Source organism: Microbacterium sp. bgisy203, assembly GCF_965345155.1.
GTDB lineage: Bacteria > Actinomycetota > Actinomycetes > Actinomycetales > Microbacteriaceae > Microbacterium.
This window is the reverse complement of the sequence record NZ_CBDRLZ010000005.1, coordinates 17,161-33,958: the sequence shown is the minus strand read 5'-3', so window position 1 is coordinate 33,958 and position 16,798 is coordinate 17,161. Positions and strand designations below refer to the sequence as shown.

Here is a 16,798-nt window from a genome sequence, read left to right as displayed (position 1 = left end):
GCGTGATCCGTCCTCATCGGCGCGTATGACGACGATCTGCGCCGACACTTTCCTGGCGCGTGCCACGTCCGCCTGTCGCGTGCCGCGCCCGCGCGGCGGAGCGCTCCGGGGGAAGCGCCGATTTAGACTTGTCGGGCCATGATTCGACCCGACCTCACGCTTCCCCTCCCCGAGGACATCGCCGCCGCCCACTTCATCGGGATCGGCGGCTCCGGTATGTCCGGCCTCGCCGGGATGTTCCTCGACCGCGGCATCCGCGTGTCGGGTTCGGATCGCGCCGACAGTGCCGCGCTCCAGGCGCTCGCGGCCCGCGGCGCCGAGGTGCACGTCGGACATGACGCCGCGAACCTGCCGGACGACGTCGACACCGTGATCCACACGGGTGCGATCTGGCCCGAGAACCCCGAGTTCCTCCTCGCGAAGGAGCGCGGCCTGCACGTCATCCACCGCTCGCAGGCTCTGCACTGGCTCATCGGCGGACGCCGCCTCGTGAGCGTCGCGGGCGCGCACGGCAAGACGACCTCGACCGGTATGCTCGTGACGGCCCTGCACACCCTCGACGCCGACCCCACGTTCGTCAGCGGGGGAGTGATCGCCGACCTCGGCGTCTCCAGCGGCACCGGCGGCGACGACCTCTTCGTCATCGAGGCCGACGAGTCCGACGGCACGTTCCTCCTCTACGACACCTCCGTCGCTCTCATCACGAATGTCGACCCCGACCACCTCGACCACTGGGGCACGCGCGACGCGTTCTACGACGCGTTCGCCCGCTTCGCGAACGAGGCGCGCGAGGCCGTCGTGATCAGCGCCGACGACCCGGGGGCGCGGCGCGTCCGCGCGGCGATCACGCACTCGACGGTGGTGACCTTCGGTGAGGATGCCGCCGCCGACGTGCGCGTCGCCGACATCGTCACCGAGGGCCCCGTCTCCTTCACGCTCACGCACGACGGTGTCACCGTCGCGGGCCGGCTCGCCGTTCCCGGTGCCCACAACGCGGTCAACGCGGCGGGCGCGGTCGCCGTGCTCCTGACGCTCGGATACGACCTCGAGCCCGCCCTCCGCGCCGTCGAAGGCTTCGGCGGCACCGTGCGCCGATTCGAGCTGCACGGCGTCGAGCGGGGCGTCAGCGTCTACGACGACTACGCCCATCACCCCACCGAGGTCGCCGCGGCACTGGCTGCCGCGCGGACCGTCGTGGGCGACGGGCGCATCATCGCGATCCAGCAGCCGCACACCTACTCGCGCACGCAGGAGATGTACCGCGAGTTCGCCGAGGTGCTCGAGCAGTACGCCGACCACACCGTCATGCTCGACGTCTACGGCGCGCGCGAAGACCCCGTGCCGGGCGTCACCGGCGAACTCGTCAGCGGCGCGTTCGAGGACCCCGCGCACGTCCACTTCGTCGCCGACTGGCAGCAGGCCGCCGACTACACGGCATCCATCGCCCGCGACGGCGACTACGTCGTGACCCTCGGCTGCGGCAACGTGTACCTCATCATCCCGCAGGTGCTCGACGCGCTCGCGGCGACGTCTGTGCCTGCGACGTCTGCGTCGACGTCTGCATCTCAGGGCGCTCCGCTCGAGACCGGGGTCTAGCGGGTGCGCCGCCCGTCCCCGCTGCCGGTAGACCGGGCCGCGCCCGCGTCGCCCGACGCCCGGAGCGACGCGGAGATCGAGGCGGACACGGCAACGCCGGTCCGCAGCGTGCTGCCGCCGCGGCGCGACGGCCGGCCCGCGGAGGTCGCCGACGTGCCCGCCCCGGATGAGGCGGACGGCGAGCCCGACCCGAGCGGTGTGGATGCCGCGGGTGCGGACGCCGCCGTCGACGAGGAGATCGGCGTCCGGCAGGTGTGGGCTGCCGCGCGTGCACGACGGAAGGCGCTTCGCACCGAGGTGCGCCGCTTCACCGTCCGCCAGCGACGCCGCCGCGCGTTGTGGATCGGCGTCCTCGGCGCGCTCGCTCTGCTCGTGCTCGGATCGCTCGGTGCCGCCTACAGCCCCCTGTTCGCGGTGCAGCAGGTGACGGTCATCGGTACCAGCTCGCTCGATGCGGCCGCTGTCGAAGAGGCCCTCGCCGGGCAGATCGGCACGCCGCTGCCGCGGGTGAGCTCGTCGGAGGTCAAGGCGGCGCTCGTGCAGTTCCCGCTCGTCGAGTCGTACACGCTCGAGGCGCGGCCGCCGCACGAACTCGTGGTGCGCATCGTCGAGCGCACCCCGATCGGGTCGGTCCAGTCCGCGGCGGGGTACACGCTGGTGGATGCCGCGGGGGTCGCGCTCGCGACGACGCCCGAGCCCGCGCCCGGACACCCCGTCATCACGGTCGAGGGTGGTACCGGCTCCGACGCGTTCACCGCGGTCGGGACCGTCTTCCGATCGCTTCCGGAGGACATCCGCACGCAGGTCACCGCGATGTCGGCGACGACCGCCAACGACGTCACCCTGACCCTCGGGGCGACGGGCACCGAGGTCGTGTGGGGGAACGCCGACGACTCGGCGAAGAAGGCCGTGCTGCTCGCGTCTTCGATGGCCGCCCGCCCGCCGGACGGCGTCTCGAGCTACGACGTGTCGTCGGTCGACGTCATCGTCATCCGCTGACGTCGCACGCCGCGCCGGTCGCACGCCGCGCCGGTCGCACGCGTCGCAGCGGAATGGTCGCGTGTTTTCGCGCGACACGCCCAGCGCCTCGGCATCCGCGCGCCCGCTCCCGCTTACCTTCAATCAAGGAATTGCATACTCGGCAATTCTTTAAACCTCAACTTGAGGTTCAAGGTTTAGACGTTTCGGGTTCGGGACAGATGGAGGCCGGCATGAGCCAGAACCAGAACTACCTCGCGGTGATCAAGGTCGTCGGAGTGGGTGGCGGCGGCGTGAACGCCGTCAATCGCATGATCGAACTCGGCCTGCGGGGCGTCGAGTTCATCGCCGTCAACACCGACGCCCAGGCGCTGCTGATGAGCGACGCCGACGTCAAGCTCGACGTGGGCCGCGAGCTCACGCGCGGGCTCGGTGCCGGCGCCGATCCCGAGGTCGGCCGTCGCGCCGCCGAGGACCACGCCGAGGAGATCGAGGAGGCGCTCGCGGGCGCCGACATGGTCTTCGTGACGGCGGGCGAGGGCGGCGGCACCGGTACGGGCGGCGCACCCGTCGTCGCGCGGATCGCCAAGTCGATCGGCGCCCTCACCATCGGTGTCGTCACGCGCCCCTTCTCCTTCGAGGGCCGCCGCCGACAGAGCCAGGCCGAGGCGGGCGTCAACAAGCTGAAGGAAGAGGTCGACACCCTCATCGTCGTCCCCAACGACCGCCTGCTCGAGATCAGCGACCGCGGCATCTCGATGATCGAGGCGTTCGCGACGGCCGACCAGGTGCTCCTCGCCGGTGTTCAGGGCATCACCGACCTCATCACGACCCCCGGTCTCATCAACCTCGACTTCGCCGACGTCAAGTCGGTCATGCAGGGGGCGGGATCGGCGCTCATGGGCATCGGCTCGGCGCGCGGCGCCGACCGCGCGATCAAGGCCGCAGAGCTCGCCGTCGAATCGCCCCTGCTGGAGGCATCCATCGAAGGCGCCCACGGCGTGCTGCTGTCGATCCAGGGCGGATCGAACCTCGGCATCTTCGAGATCAACGACGCCGCGCAGCTGGTCAAAGAGGCGGCGCACCCCGAGGCGAACATCATCTTCGGAACCGTCATCGACGATACGCTCGGCGACGAGGTGCGGGTCACCGTCATCGCGGCCGGATTCGACGGCGGTGAGCCGCAGGCGCGCATCGAGCCGATGACCGCGCAGCGCCCCGTCGCGACCCCCGTCGTGCCGGCGGTCTCCGCCGATGAGGCCGCACGCGAGATCGCGGATGCCGAAGAGCGCGAGTCGGTCTCGGTCACCGCCGCGGCGTCGACCGACGCGTACGACTCGGTGTACGGCTCGGACGACCTGGACATCCCCGACTTCCTGAAGTGACGACCGACCTCACGGCGCGACTCGCCGACGTCGACGCGCGCATCGCCGATGCCGCGCGGTCGGCGGGTCGCGACCCGGCGGAGATCACCCGCATCGTGGTGACGAAGTTCCATGCGGCGCCCCTCATCGCGGACCTGTACGAGCTCGGCGTTCGCGACGTGGGGGAGAGTCGGCAGCAGGAGCTCAGCGCGAAGCGCGATGAGCTGAGCGAGCTCGCCGACCTCACGTGGCACTTCGTGGGCCAGGTGCAGACGAAGAAGGCGCGGGCGGTGCGCGCGTCCGCCGATGTCGTCCACTCCCTCGACCGCGAACGCCTCGCCGACGCCCTCCACCTGGCCGACCCCGGGGGCGCCGCTCTCGACGTGTTCCTTCAGGTCAACCTCACGGACGATCCGGGGCGCGGGGGAGCGGCGCCGGATGACGTCGAACCCCTCGCGACCCACGTCGCGGCGAACTGCCCCTCGCTGCGCGTGCGGGGTGTCATGGCGGTCGCCCCGCTCACCGCCGCACCCGCCGAGGCGTTCGCCCGCCTCGCCGCGGCCGCGGACGCGGTGCGCCGCGTGATCCCGGATGCCACGTGGATGTCGGCGGGGATGTCGGGAGATTTCGCCGAGGCGATCGCCGCGGGTGCGACACACCTGCGGATCGGCACGGCAATCACGGGCCCGCGGCCCGTGCACGGTTAGCCTGCAACAAGACGAGCAAACGGAGGAATGCGATGTCGAACCCGCTGAAGAAGACCATGGTGTACCTGGGCCTCGCCGACGAAGAAGAGATCTACGACGAGCCGGCCGCCGAGACCCCCGCGCGCCGCGAGCGCGCGAGTGAGCGCACCGCCGACCGCACGATCGAGAAGGCCGCACCCGTGACTCCGCTCCACCGCCCCGCCGTCGTCCGTCAGCCCACGGCCACCGGCACCGTCAGCGAGATCCTCACGGTGCACCCGAAGCAATACCGCGACGCGCAGCTGATCGCCGAGAACTTCCGTGACGGCATCCCCGTCATTATCAACCTGTCGCAGATGAGCGACGCCGACGCGCGGCGTCTCATCGACTTCGCGAGCGGCCTCTCGCTGGGCCTCTACGGGCGTATCGAGCGGGTCACCAGCAAGGTGTTCCTGCTCTCGCCCGAGAACGTCGCGATCTCGGGTGACGGCACGCTCGCGCCGGCCGACCCCGAGGCGGCGCCCTTCACGCAGTAATCGTGGAGGTCCTGCGGTGGGTGGCGGCGATCGTCAACACCCTGCTGTTCATCTACCTGCTCGTCATGCTCGCGCGGCTCGTGCTCGAGTACATCCCGATCTTCAACCGCGAGTGGCGCCCGAAGGGTTTCGGTCTCGTGGTCGCCGAAGTGGTGTACACGATCACCGATCCGCCGCTGCGGCTGTTTCGGCGCCTGATTCCTCCGTTGCGCCTGGGACCTGTCGCTCTCGACCTGGGCTTTCCGCTGACGATGCTCATCGTCGTGTTCCTCATGTCCATCACGGGAGCCATCGCGCGCTCGTGAGTTCGTCTCGCACGCCTCAGGTGTGCGGACTATGCTGTGTCAGACCGACCCGCCTTCGGCGAGTCGCCCTGACCGCCCCGTGTCGTCAGCCCCGAAAGAGGAAACACCATGGCTCTGACCCCCGAAGACGTCGTCACCAAGCAGTTCCAGCACGTCCGTTTCAAGGAGGGCTTCGACCCCGATGAGGTCGACGACTTCCTCGACGAGATCGTCGTGGAGTGGCGCAAGACGATCGCCGAGAACGAAGAGCTGAAGGCGCGCGTCGCGCAGCTCGAGGCCGAGGCGCAGTCCGCGCCCGAGGCCGTGGCCGTCCCCGAGCCCGTCGCCGCTGTCGAGACGCCCGTCGTCGAGGCCGCGGTCGTCGAAGAGGTTCCGGTTCCGGTTCCCGCACCCGCTCCCGCCGCGAACGGCGCCGCGCAGTCGGCCGGCATCATCGAGCTCGCCCAGCGCCTGCACGACGAGCACGTCGCCGAGGGTCAGGCCCAGCGCGACAAGCTTATCTCCGACGCGCAGGCGCAGGCGGCCTCGATCCTCGCCGACGCCGAAGCCAAGAGCCGCGACGAGATCGCCCGCCTCGACGCCGAGCGCGCGACGCTCGAGGGTCGCATCAGCGAGCTGCGTCAGTTCGAGCGTGACTACCGCTCGCAGCTGCGTGGCTTCATCGAGGAGAAGCTGCGCGACCTCGACGTCGCCGGCTCCACCTCGGGCTCGCCCGTCTCGGCCTCCTGAGCGGGCCGGTGCAGGGCCGAAAGCAACTGCGTTCTTCGACGGCCGGCACCTTCATCGCGATTCTCGCGGTGCTGGTGCTGGCCGTCGACCAGTTCACCAAGTATCTCGCGCTGCAGAATCTGCCGTACCAGCAGACCGTCGAGGTCTGGGGACGTTTCCTGCAGTTCTACCTCACCCGCAACCCCGGAGCCGCGTTCTCGCTCGGCGAGGAGGTGACGTGGATCTTCACGATCGTGCTGGGCATCGCCGCCCTCGCGATCGTCGTCATTGCCGTCCGCGGCGTCCGCGCCCGCACGTGGGCGGTCGTGCTCGGCCTCCTCCTGGGCGGCATCCTCGGCAACCTCACCGACCGGCTGACCCGGGAACCCGGTTTCGGCATCGGCCACGTCATCGACTTCATCTACACGCCGTGGATGATGCCCGCCATCTACAACGTCGCCGACATGTTCATCGTGACGATGATGATCTGCGTCGCTCTCCTCGTGCTCGTCGGCATCCGGCTCGACGGCACACGCGTGCCCCGCGAGAAGGATGCCGTAACGGCAGACGACGACGAGCCGAGCGACGGAACGGCGGATGCCGACGTGGCGGCGACCGACGAGGCGTCCCCCTCCGGCTCGGAGCGCTGACGTGGAGTCGCGCAGTCTTCCCGTCCCCGACGGTCTCGACGGCGTCCGCGTCGACGCGGCGCTCGCCAAGATGCTCGGCTTCTCACGGACCTTCGCCGCAGAGGTCGCCGAGGCGGGCGGCGTGAGCCTCGACGGCCGGACCCTCGGCAAGAGCGACAAGCTGCGCGGCGGCGGGTGGCTCGAGGTCTCGTGGGACGACCGGCGGGCACCCGAGATCGTCCCTCTCGCCGTCCCCGACCTCGGGATCGTCTACGACGACGACGACATCGTGGTGGTCGACAAGCCCGCCGGCGTCGCGGCGCACCCCTCGGTCGGGTGGGAAGGGCCGACGGTGCTCGGCGCCCTCGCAGCCGGCGGCTACCGGATCGCGACGACGGGAGCCGCCGAGCGGCAGGGCGTCGTCCATCGCCTCGACGTCGGGACGAGCGGACTCATGGTCGTCGCGAAGTCCGAGCGCGCCTACACGTCCCTCAAGCGCGCGTTCAAGGAGCGCGAGGTCGACAAGATCTACCACGCCGTCGTCCAAGGCCACCCCGATCCTCTCGCCGGCACCATCGACGCGCCGATCGGGCGGCATCCCTCGCACTCGTGGAAGTTCGCCGTCACCCCCGACGGCAAGGACTCGGTCACGCACTACGAGACCCTCGAGGCGTTCCCCGCGGCATCCCTCCTCGAGATCCACCTCGAGACCGGGCGGACGCATCAGATCCGCGTGCACATGGCGGCGCACCGGCATCCGTGCGTCGGCGACCCGCTCTACGGCTCCGACCCGACGCTGTCGGCGCGTCTCGGCCTCACGCGACAGTGGCTGCACGCGAAGGAACTGTCGTTCGCGCACCCCGTCACGACCGATTGGGTGACGTTCTCATCGGAGTACCCGGCCGACCTCGCGCACGCGCTCGAGGTTCTCTCGGGCTGAGCGGGCCGGAGGCGCTGTTCGCCGGAGGACGGCATACGCTCCGGGGCATGGCGCGGGCTCTACGCTGGGGGAGTGAACTCCCTCGAGACCCGCCCCTGGCTCGCCGCCTATGCCGACGGTGTCCCGCACGAGATCGAGCCGGTCACCCAGACCCTCGTCGACATGCTCGACGACGCGGTCGCGCGCTATCCGCGCCGGCCCGCCCTCGAGTTCTTCGGCGCCGAGACGAGCTATCGCGAGCTCGGCGAGCAGGTGGCCCGCGCGGCGGGCGGCCTGCGTCGCATGGGGGTGCGGCCCGGCGACCGGGTCGCCCTCATCATGCCCAATGCTCCCCAGCACGTCGTCGCCTTCTACGCCGCGCAGCGTCTCGGCGCGGTCGTCGTCGAGCACAACCCCCGGTACACCCCGCCGGAGCTGCGGCACCTGTTCGAGGTCCACCACGCCAAGGTTGCGATCGTGTGGGATGCCGTCGCCGACACCGTCGCGGAGTTCCCCTCCGACATCCGACCCGCCCACATCGTGTCGGTGACGCTTCCCGACGCGATGCCGTGGCGCATGCGGGCGCTTCTGCGCCTTCCGGTGAAGGCCGCGCGGGAGAAGCGTGCCGCGCTCACGCAGCGACCCCGCGCGAAGGGGATCGTCGAGTGGAAGCGCTTCGTCGGCGGCCGCCGCGTCGCGAAGGCGGCGCCCCGGCCCACGCTCGACGAGACCGCCGTCCTGCAGTTCACGAGTGGGACGACGGGCCGGCCGAAGGCGGCGATCCTGAGCCACCGGAACCTGCGGTCGAACGCGGCCCAGTCGGTCGCGTGGGTGCCCGACCTCGCCCTCGGCCGCGAGGTCTTCTACGGCGTGCTCCCGCTCTTCCACGCCTACGGCCTCACCCTCTGCACGACGACGGCACTGTCGATCGGAGCGCGCATCGTGCTCTTTCCGACCTTCGACGTCTCCCTGACGATCACTGCGATCAAGCGCACGCCGCCGACCTTCCTCCCCGCCGTCCCGCCGATCTACGACGCCCTCGCCCGCGCCACGAAGCGCGCCGGCGTCGATCTCTCGAGCCTCCGCAACGCGATCTCCGGGGCGATGGCGCTGCCGGCATCCACCGTCATCCGCTGGGAGGAGGCGACCGGCGGCATCCTCGTCGAGGGGTACGGCATGACCGAGTCGTCACCGATCAGCGTCGGTAACCCCATGGGCCCGCGCCGGCGCACCGGGACGGTCGGTGTACCCTTCCCGAGCACCGAGATCCGCGTCGTCGACCCCGACGACCCGAGCGTCGACGTGCCGATCGGCGAGCCCGGCGAGCTTCTGGTCCGCGGTCCCCAGGTCTTCCAGGGCTACTGGAACCAGCCCGACGAGACGGCACGGACCCTCATCGACGGCGGCTGGCTGCGCACGGGTGACATCGTCACCGCGGATGCCGAGGGCTTCGTCACCGTCGTCGACCGGCTGAAGGAACTCATCATCACCGGCGGGTTCAACATCAGCCCGAGTGAGGTCGAGGACGTTCTGCTCCTGCATCCCGATATCGTCGACGCGGCCGTCGTCGGCCTTCCGCGACCCGACGGGGGAGAGGTTGTCGCGGCGGAGGTCGTCCTCCGCGACGGCTCCGAGCTCGACGCCGACGCGATCCGCGAGTGGGCACGCGGGCGTCTCACCGCGTACAAGGTGCCGAAGACGATCGTCGCAGTCGACGAGCTTCCCCGATCGCTCATCGGCAAGGTGCAGCGGCGCGAAGTCCGCGAGGACCTCCTGCGCCGTCGCGACGCCTGACGGTGGGTCTCTCCCGCCGCGCCGCCCTCGGCGCGCTCGCCCTCGCGTCCCTCGGCATGGTCACCGCGTGCGCCACCGAGGCGGCACGCGCCGCACCGTCGTCGGCGCCGCGGCCGACGCGCACGCCGCCGCCGTCACCGACGCCTTCCCCGACACCGACGCCTTCACCGACACCGACACCGACGCCCACGCCCACGATCGATCCCGGCGCCATCGCCGCGCGCTTCGCCGACAGCGTCCCCACGGCGTGGGGACTCGATCTCCCGGGGGTGCGCGGGACGCTCCGGACACAGCCGGCCGCACCGGCGGTCGCCCTCACGTTCGACGGGTGCGGCGGGCGCGGCGGGTCGGGCGTCGACCAGCGCCTGCTCGACATCCTCCGTGCGGAGCAGGCGCCGGCGACCCTCTTCCTCAACGCCCGCTGGGTCGAGGCCAACTCGCAGCTCGCCGCCGAGCTCGCCGCCGACCCGCTCTTCGTCATCGGGAATCACGGGACGCGGCACGTGCCGCTGTCGGTCACGGGCCGTGACGCGTACGGCATTCCCGGCACGGCGTCCGCCGCCGAAGCCGTCGACGAGGTGTGGGGCAATCAGACGGTCCTGACCGGGCTCGTCGGCGCGCCACCCCGCTTCTTCCGCCCCGGCACGGCGTTCTACGACGACGTCGGCGTCCAGATCGCGCTCGCGCTCGGCGCTGAGCCCATCGGCTTCGCGGTCAACGGGGACGGCGGTGCGACTTTCTCCGCGGCGACCGTGCGCCGCGAGGTCGGATCGGCCGCCCCCGGCTCGATCGTCATCGCGCATCTCAACCAGCCGGGGAGCGGAACCGCGGACGGCATCGCGGGCGCGATCGCCGACCTCCGCGCCCGCGGCATCGGGTTCGTGCACGTCGACGCCTGACCGCGCGTCACCCGGCCCGCCACGCCGCCGTGTCGGAAGCCTCTCGTAGACTCGTGGGGTGGCATCCGACTCCTTCGTTCACCTGCATGTGCACAGCGAGTACTCGATGCTCGACGGTGCCGCCAAGATCGGCGCGATGACGCAGGCGGCCGCCGAGTACGGGATGCCGGCGATCGCGGTCACCGACCACGGCAACACGTTCGCGGCGTTCGAGTTCTACAACGCGGCGAAGGCCGCCGGGGTCAAGCCGATCATCGGGCTCGAGGCCTACGTCACCCCCGGCACGCACCGGAGCGACAAGTCCCGTGTCGCATGGGGCTCGCCCGAGCAGAAGAGCGACGACGTGTCCGGCTCGGGCGCCTACACCCACATGACGATGTGGAGCGAGACGACACCAGGCATGCACAACCTCTTCCGGTTGAGCTCGCTCTCCAGCATGGAGGGGTACTACTTCAAGCCCCGCATGGACCGCGAGCTCCTGCAGACCTACGGCAAGGGGCTGATCGCCACGACCGGATGCCCCTCCGGCGAGGTCCAGACCCGCTTGCGCCTCGGCCAGTACGACGCCGCGCGCGCCGCCGCGGCCGAGTTCCAGGACATCTTCGGCAAGGACAACTACTTCGCCGAGATCATGGACCACGGGCTCTCGATCGAGCGCCGCGTGATGACCGACCTCATCCGGATCGCGAAGGACCTCGGCATCCCGCTCGTCGCCACGAACGACTCGCACTACACCCATCAGCATGAGGCCGACGCGCACGAGGCGCTGCTGTGCGTGCAGTCCGGGTCCACCCTTGACGACCCGAACCGCTTCAAGTTCGACGGCGACGGGTACTACATCAAGACCGCCGCCGAGATGCGCCAGCTCTTCCGCGAACACCCCGACGCGTGCGACAACACGCTCCTGATCGCCGAGCGTTGCGCGGTCGAGTTCGACACCGCCGCGAACTACATGCCCCGCTTCCCCGTGCCCGACGGCGAGACCGAGGACAGCTGGCTCATCAAGGAGGTCGAGAAGGGCCTCCACTACCGCTACCCGGGCGGCATCCCCGACAAGGTGCGCGCGCAGGCGGAGTACGAGACCGGCATCATCTTGCAGATGGGCTTCCCCGGCTACTTCCTCGTCGTCGCCGACTTCATCAACTGGGCGAAGGACAACGGCATCCGCGTCGGCCCCGGTCGCGGCTCCGGCGCCGGCTCCATGGTCGCCTACGCGATGAAGATCACCGACCTCGACCCGCTCGAGCACGGACTCATCTTCGAGCGGTTCCTGAACCCCGACCGTGTCTCGATGCCCGACTTCGACGTCGACTTCGACGACCGACGTCGCGGCGAGGTCATCGACTACGTCACGGAGAAGTACGGGTCCGAGCGGGTTGCGCAGATCGTGACCTACGGCACGATCAAGTCCAAGCAGGCGCTGAAGGATGCCGGGCGCGTGCTCGGGTTCCCGTTCAGCATGGGGGAGCGGCTCACCAAGGCCATGCCGCCCGCCGTCATGGGCAAGGACATGGAGCTCGGGGGCATGTTCGACCCCGAGCACAAGCGCTACAAGGAGGCGAGCGAGTTCCGCGCGGTCGTCGAGAGCGATCCCGACGCGAAGACCGTCTTCGACCGCGCGCTCGGCCTCGAGGGCCTGAAGCGCCAGTGGGGCGTGCACGCGGCGGGCGTCATCATGTCGAGCGAGCCGCTGCTCGACATCATCCCGATCATGCGCCGCGAGCAGGACGGCCAGATCGTCACGCAGTTCGACTACCCGTCGTGCGAGGCGCTCGGCCTCATCAAGATGGACTTCCTGGGGCTGCGGAACCTCACGATCATCTCCGACGCGCTCGAGAACATCCGCATGAACAGGGGCGAGGAGCTCGACCTCGAGCACCTCGCGCTCGACGACCGCGGCGCCTACGACCTGCTGACCCGGGGCGACACGCTCGGGGTCTTCCAGCTCGACGGCGGCCCGATGCGGTCGCTCCTGCGTCTCATGAAGCCCGACAACTTCGAGGACATCTCCGCCGTCATCGCGCTGTACCGCCCCGGCCCGATGGGTGCGAATTCGCACACCAACTACGCGCTGCGCAAGAACGGGCTCCAGCCGATCACCCCGATCCACCCCGAGCTCGAAGAGCCGCTGCGCGACATCCTCGACACGACCTACGGCCTGATCATCTACCAGGAGCAGGTCATGGCGATCGCGCAGAAGGTCGCCGGGTTCTCGCTCGGTCAGGCCGACATCCTGCGCCGCGCAATGGGCAAGAAGAAGAAGTCCGAGCTCGACAAGCAGTACGAGGGGTTCTCGGGCGGCATGGCCGAGCGCGGGTTCGGCCCGGGTGCCATCCAGGCGCTCTGGGACATCCTGCTGCCCTTCTCGGACTACGCGTTCAACAAGGCGCACTCGGCCGCCTACGGGCTCGTCTCGTACTGGACGGCGTATCTCAAGGCGCACTACCCGGCCGAGTACATGGCCGCCCTCCTCACGAGTGTCGGCGACTCGAAGGACAAGATGGCGGTCTACCTCAACGAGTGCCGCCGGATGGGCATCCGCGTGCTGCCGCCCGACGTCAGCGAGTCGATCCGCTACTTCGCGGCCGTCGGCGAGGACATCCGCTTCGGTCTGGGCGCCGTCCGCAACGTCGGCGCGAACGTCGTCGACGGCATCGTGCAGGCGCGTTCCGAGGGTCCGTACACCTCTTTCCACCACTTCCTCGACACCGTGCCGATTCACGTCGCGAACAAGCGCACCGTCGAGTCGCTCATCAAGGCGGGCGCGTTCGACGGTATGGGCGACACGCGGCGGGCGCTGCTGGAGATCCACGAGGATGCCGTCGAAGCCGCGACGAGCCGCAAGCGCAACGAGGCGCAGGGGGCGATCGGATTCGACTTCGACAGCCTCTACGACGCCGTCGAGGAGGCCGTTCCGGCGAAGGTCCCGCCGCGGCCGGAGTGGACGAAGAAGGACAAGCTCGCCTTCGAGCGCGAGATGCTCGGCCTGTACGTCTCGGACCACCCGCTCGCCGGCCTCGAGATCCCGCTCGCCAAGCACGCGTCGACCTCGATCCACGACCTTCTCGCCGACGAGAACGTCTCCGACGGCGACGTCGTCACGGTCGCCGGTCTCGTCACCAGCGTGCAGCATCGCGTCGCGAAGCAGAGCGGGAACCCCTACGGCATGATCACCGTCGAGGACTTCGACGGCGAGGTGACCGTCATGTTCATGGGCAAGACCTACACCGAATTCCAGTCGATGCTGGTCGCCGACTCGATCCTCGTCGTCCGCGGTCGTGTGTCGCGGCGTGACGACGGGCTGAACCTGCACGGACAGTCCGCCTTCGCGCCCGATCTCGGGGCCGCGCTCGCCTCCGGGCCGCTCGTGCTGCTCATGCCCGAGCATCGCGCGACCGAGTCGACCGTCGGCGAGCTGGCGCGGGTGTTCGACAGGCATCCGGGCAGCACCGAGGTCACTCTGAAACTCCACAAGGGGGGCACGGCGAAGGTGTTCGAGGTGCCGGCGCGCGTCGACATCTCCGTCGACCTCTACGGCGAACTCAAAGGTCTGCTCGGGCCGCAGTGCTTGGGGTGACCAGGCGGTGACCGGGCGCCGTGTGGGTAAGCTCGGAGGCGACACCCCCGTCGTGGAAGGATCCATCGTGACCGACGAGAAGAACGCTCCCCAGCCCTCCGACACCGGGGCGGAGGCACCGGTGGACGACACGATCGTCTCGGTCGAGGAGACGCACGTGCGCACCGAAGACGCCGGTGTTCCGCCCGTCGCCGACCCGATCGGGCAGGTCGGTCCGGCGGTCATGGTCGACGCCGCGCCCGACCCCGATGTCCGGTACGGCACGTTCGCCGAGGCGTTCGAGGCGATCACGGACGGACCGGATGCCGTCGACGAGGCCGCCCCGCCGCAGTACGGCATCGGCCCGTTCTCCGTCCGCGAGGTCGCCCTCGGCGGCGTCTGGCTCGTCGCGTTCGTCGTCTCGTTCTTCCCCGTCTACACCTCCATCGGCGGGTCGGTGTGGGGGACCGGCATCGACTGGGTCCTGACGATCGGTGTGCCGACCATCGCCGTCTTCCTTCTCGCGCTCCGGAGGCTCTCCCCGCAGGGCATCCGCCGTGTCGGTTCGCTCGGTGTCGACCAGTTCGCCTCGGTCGCCTTCTCGGTCGCGGCGCTCATCTGGCTGGGCATCCTGTGGACCTCGTTCGTCTCGCTCATCGAGATGAGGGTGTTCGTGGCCTCCTGGGTGGTCTGGGTCGAGTTCATCGCGATGCTCGCCGGCGTGCTGCTCACCGTCTTCGCGCCGCTGTTCCCCGTGATCGGCGAAGACTTCCGGCACCGCACTCCCGTCCCCGCGCACCGCGTCGCGAGCCCCGCCCGGCCCGTCGTCGCCAAGCCGCGGGCACCGCGCCCGGCGCCGAATCAGGCCGCGCCGCAGGGATACGCTCCCCACGGGCAGGCGCCGCAGGGCTACGCTCCCGAGGGGTACGCCCCGCAGGGGTATGCCGGACCGGGTTACCCGCCGCAAGGCCCCGCGACGCAGCCGTACGCACCGCAGGAGTATGCGCCTGAAGGCCAGACGCCGACGGGTCAGCCCACCGAGGCATTCGCCCCGTTCCCGACGCAGGAGTCGGCGTTCGCCCCCGCGCCGGCCGACTCCGAGCAGGTCGTCTTCGTGGATCCCGTCGTCGCCGCGGACCCCTCGGTGAGCGTCGAGACGTACGCGCCCGAGACGGAGGCCGAGGTCGCTCGCGAGGCCGAGATCACTCCCGAAGTCGAGGCGACCGTCGCCTCTGCGACGCCGCCCGCGTCGCAGGCGTTCTGGGCGCTCGCCCCGGAGGAGCGACCCGTCATCGACGCGTCCGGATCGACGATCTTCACGATCGGTCCGACGGCGTGGGCGCTCGTCATCGAAGACCGCGGGGATGTCTTCGTCGTTCGCCACGAGGACGGCCGCATCGGGTTCCTGACCGACGTCTCCGGCGTCATGCGCGGCTGAGGCCGCAACGTGCTCCGATAGCCTGGACGCATGCTCCGCACCATCGATCTGCGCGGTCGTGACCTGTCCACGGCGACACTGCTCGCGACCGTCCCCCGGGCGGGCGCCGAGCGCGCCGAGGCCGTCACGGCAGCCGCCGATCTCGTCGCCGACGTCCGCGACCGCGGTGAAGAGGCCCTGCGCGAGCAGGCCGAGCGTTTCGACCGCGTCACCGGGCACGCCGTGCGGGTGCCGGCCGAACACCTCGACGAGGCGATCGCGAGGCTCGACGCCGCGGTGCGTGCCGCGCTCGACGAGGCGATCCGGCGCGTGCGGCTCGTGTCGGCCGCTCAGGTACCCCCGCGGCTGGTGACCGAGATCGGCCCCGGCGCGACCGTCGAGCAGCGCTGGCAGCCGGTGCGCCGGGCCGGCGTGTACGTACCCGGCGGCAAGGCCGTCTACCCGTCGAGCGTCGTGATGAACGTCGTGCCCGCGCAGGTCGCGGGTGTCGGCGAGGTCGCGATCGCCTCGCCCGCGCAGGCCGAGTTCGACGGCCGCGTGCACCCCGACATCCTCGCCGCGGCGGGGCTCCTCGGCGTCACCGAGGTCTACGCGATGGGCGGTGCCGGAGCCATCGGTGCGTACGCGTATGGGGTCGAGAGCGTCGGCCTCGAGCCGGTCGACGTCGTCACCGGCCCCGGAAACAACTTCGTCGCCGCCGCCAAGCGCGCCGTCGCCGGCGTCGTCGGCACCGACGCGGAGGCGGGGGCGACCGAGATCCTCATCGTCGCCGACGACGACGCCGACCCGGCGCTCATCGCCGTCGACCTCATCAGCCAGGCCGAGCACGACGAACAGGCATCCGCCGTGCTCGTCACCTGGTCGGAGAGGCTCGCCGACGAGGTGCGCGCTGCGGTCGATGCCCGTGTCGACGCGACCCGCAACGGCGTTCGCGCCCGCACCGCGCTCAGCGGCCCGCAGTCGGCGATCGTCCTCGTCGACGATCGCTCCGTCGCGACGGACGTCAGCAACGCCTACGCCCCCGAGCACCTCGAGCTGCACCTTGCCGACCCGCGGCCTGAGGAGTTCGTCAACGCCGGCGCCGTCTTCGTCGGGCCGTACGCTCCCGTGAGCCTCGGCGACTATCTCGCCGGGAGCAACCACGTCCTCCCCACGGGCGGCCAGGCGCGTTACGCGTCGGGCCTGTCCGCCTCGACGTTCCTCCGCCCCCAGCAGGTGATCACGTACGACCGCGCCGCGCTCCGCGACGCGATGGATGACATCGTCGCTCTCGCGGATGCCGAGTTCCTCCCCGCCCACGGCGAAGCGGTCGCCGCGCGCTTCGCCGACGCGTCCTCCGCTGTGACACCCTCCGCTGATTCACCCTCCGCCGATCCACTCGAGGCCTGAG

Annotated in this window: 14 protein-coding genes; all 14 read left to right on the top strand. The window is 70.5% G+C overall.

Going from position 1 to position 16,798, the window contains the following annotated elements; all coding sequences use genetic code 11:
- Positions 1-138 precede the first annotated feature (138 nt).
- Positions 139-1,596: a UDP-N-acetylmuramate--L-alanine ligase gene (gene murC, locus ACRVYW_RS09315; protein WP_431803924.1), complete on the top strand. Its 1,458-nt coding sequence runs from the start codon at positions 139-141 to the stop codon at positions 1,594-1,596.
- Positions 1,597-1,599: 3 nt separating this feature from the next.
- Positions 1,600-2,595, top strand: a complete 996-nt coding sequence (locus tag ACRVYW_RS09310) for an FtsQ-type POTRA domain-containing protein (RefSeq protein WP_431803922.1) — start codon at positions 1,600-1,602, stop codon at positions 2,593-2,595.
- 212 nt (positions 2,596-2,807) lie between these two features.
- Complete coding sequence (ftsZ, locus tag ACRVYW_RS09305; protein WP_431803920.1) at positions 2,808-3,959, top strand: cell division protein FtsZ; 1,152 nt, start codon at positions 2,808-2,810, stop codon at positions 3,957-3,959.
- Complete coding sequence (locus ACRVYW_RS09300; RefSeq protein ID WP_431803918.1) at positions 3,956-4,645, top strand: YggS family pyridoxal phosphate-dependent enzyme; 690 nt, start codon at positions 3,956-3,958, stop codon at positions 4,643-4,645. Before ftsZ ends, ACRVYW_RS09300 begins: the two co-directional genes overlap by 4 nt.
- A gap of 32 nt (positions 4,646-4,677) precedes the next feature.
- Entirely contained in the window at positions 4,678-5,160 is a 483-nt protein-coding gene (locus tag ACRVYW_RS09295; RefSeq protein WP_431803916.1) for a cell division protein SepF, read from the top strand.
- Positions 5,161-5,162: 2 nt separating this feature from the next.
- On the top strand, positions 5,163-5,465 hold the full coding sequence (locus tag ACRVYW_RS09290) for a YggT family protein (RefSeq protein WP_431803914.1): 303 nt from the start codon (positions 5,163-5,165) through the stop codon (positions 5,463-5,465).
- 108 nt (positions 5,466-5,573) lie between these two features.
- Positions 5,574-6,194 carry a DivIVA domain-containing protein gene (locus ACRVYW_RS09285; RefSeq protein ID WP_431803912.1) on the top strand — a complete coding sequence of 207 codons (621 nt, stop codon included), beginning with the start codon at positions 5,574-5,576 and terminating at the stop codon, positions 6,192-6,194.
- Positions 6,195-6,202: 8 nt separating this feature from the next.
- Positions 6,203-6,823, top strand: a complete 621-nt coding sequence (gene lspA / locus ACRVYW_RS09280; protein WP_431803910.1) for a signal peptidase II — start codon at positions 6,203-6,205, stop codon at positions 6,821-6,823.
- Between the two features lies 1 nt (position 6,824).
- A complete protein-coding gene (locus ACRVYW_RS09275) occupies positions 6,825-7,742 on the top strand; it encodes an RluA family pseudouridine synthase (RefSeq protein WP_431803908.1) in 918 nt (305 codons plus the stop codon).
- 72 nt (positions 7,743-7,814) lie between these two features.
- On the top strand, positions 7,815-9,515 hold the full coding sequence (locus ACRVYW_RS09270) for a long-chain-fatty-acid--CoA ligase (protein WP_431803906.1): 1,701 nt from the start codon (positions 7,815-7,817) through the stop codon (positions 9,513-9,515).
- A 2-nt stretch (positions 9,516-9,517) separates the two neighbouring features.
- On the top strand, positions 9,518-10,414 hold the full coding sequence (locus ACRVYW_RS09265; protein ID WP_431803905.1) for a polysaccharide deacetylase family protein: 897 nt from the start codon (positions 9,518-9,520) through the stop codon (positions 10,412-10,414).
- A 106-nt stretch (positions 10,415-10,520) separates the two neighbouring features.
- A complete protein-coding gene (dnaE, locus tag ACRVYW_RS09260) occupies positions 10,521-13,991 on the top strand; it encodes a DNA polymerase III subunit alpha (protein ID WP_431804291.1) in 3,471 nt (1,156 codons plus the stop codon).
- Positions 13,992-14,058: 67 nt separating this feature from the next.
- The gene (locus ACRVYW_RS09255; protein WP_431803903.1) at positions 14,059-15,408 is read left to right on the top strand and encodes a hypothetical protein; all 1,350 of its coding nucleotides are present in this window, start codon (positions 14,059-14,061) and stop codon (positions 15,406-15,408) included.
- Between the two features lie 30 nt (positions 15,409-15,438).
- Positions 15,439-16,797: a histidinol dehydrogenase gene (gene hisD, locus ACRVYW_RS09250; RefSeq protein ID WP_431803901.1), complete on the top strand. Its 1,359-nt coding sequence runs from the start codon at positions 15,439-15,441 to the stop codon at positions 16,795-16,797.
- Position 16,798 lies beyond the last annotated feature (1 nt).

Coding starts and splice junctions, on each gene's coding strand:
- ACRVYW_RS09295 (WP_431803916.1), top strand. CDS start 4,678: ATGTCGAACCCGCTGAAGAAGACCATGGTGTACCTGGGCCTCGCCGAC.
- ftsZ (WP_431803920.1), top strand. CDS start 2,808: ATGAGCCAGAACCAGAACTACCTCGCGGTGATCAAGGTCGTCGGAGTG.
- murC (WP_431803924.1), top strand. CDS start 139: ATGATTCGACCCGACCTCACGCTTCCCCTCCCCGAGGACATCGCCGCC.
- ACRVYW_RS09285 (WP_431803912.1), top strand. CDS start 5,574: ATGGCTCTGACCCCCGAAGACGTCGTCACCAAGCAGTTCCAGCACGTC.
- hisD (WP_431803901.1), top strand. CDS start 15,439: ATGCTCCGCACCATCGATCTGCGCGGTCGTGACCTGTCCACGGCGACA.
- dnaE (WP_431804291.1), top strand. CDS start 10,521: ATGCTCGACGGTGCCGCCAAGATCGGCGCGATGACGCAGGCGGCCGCC.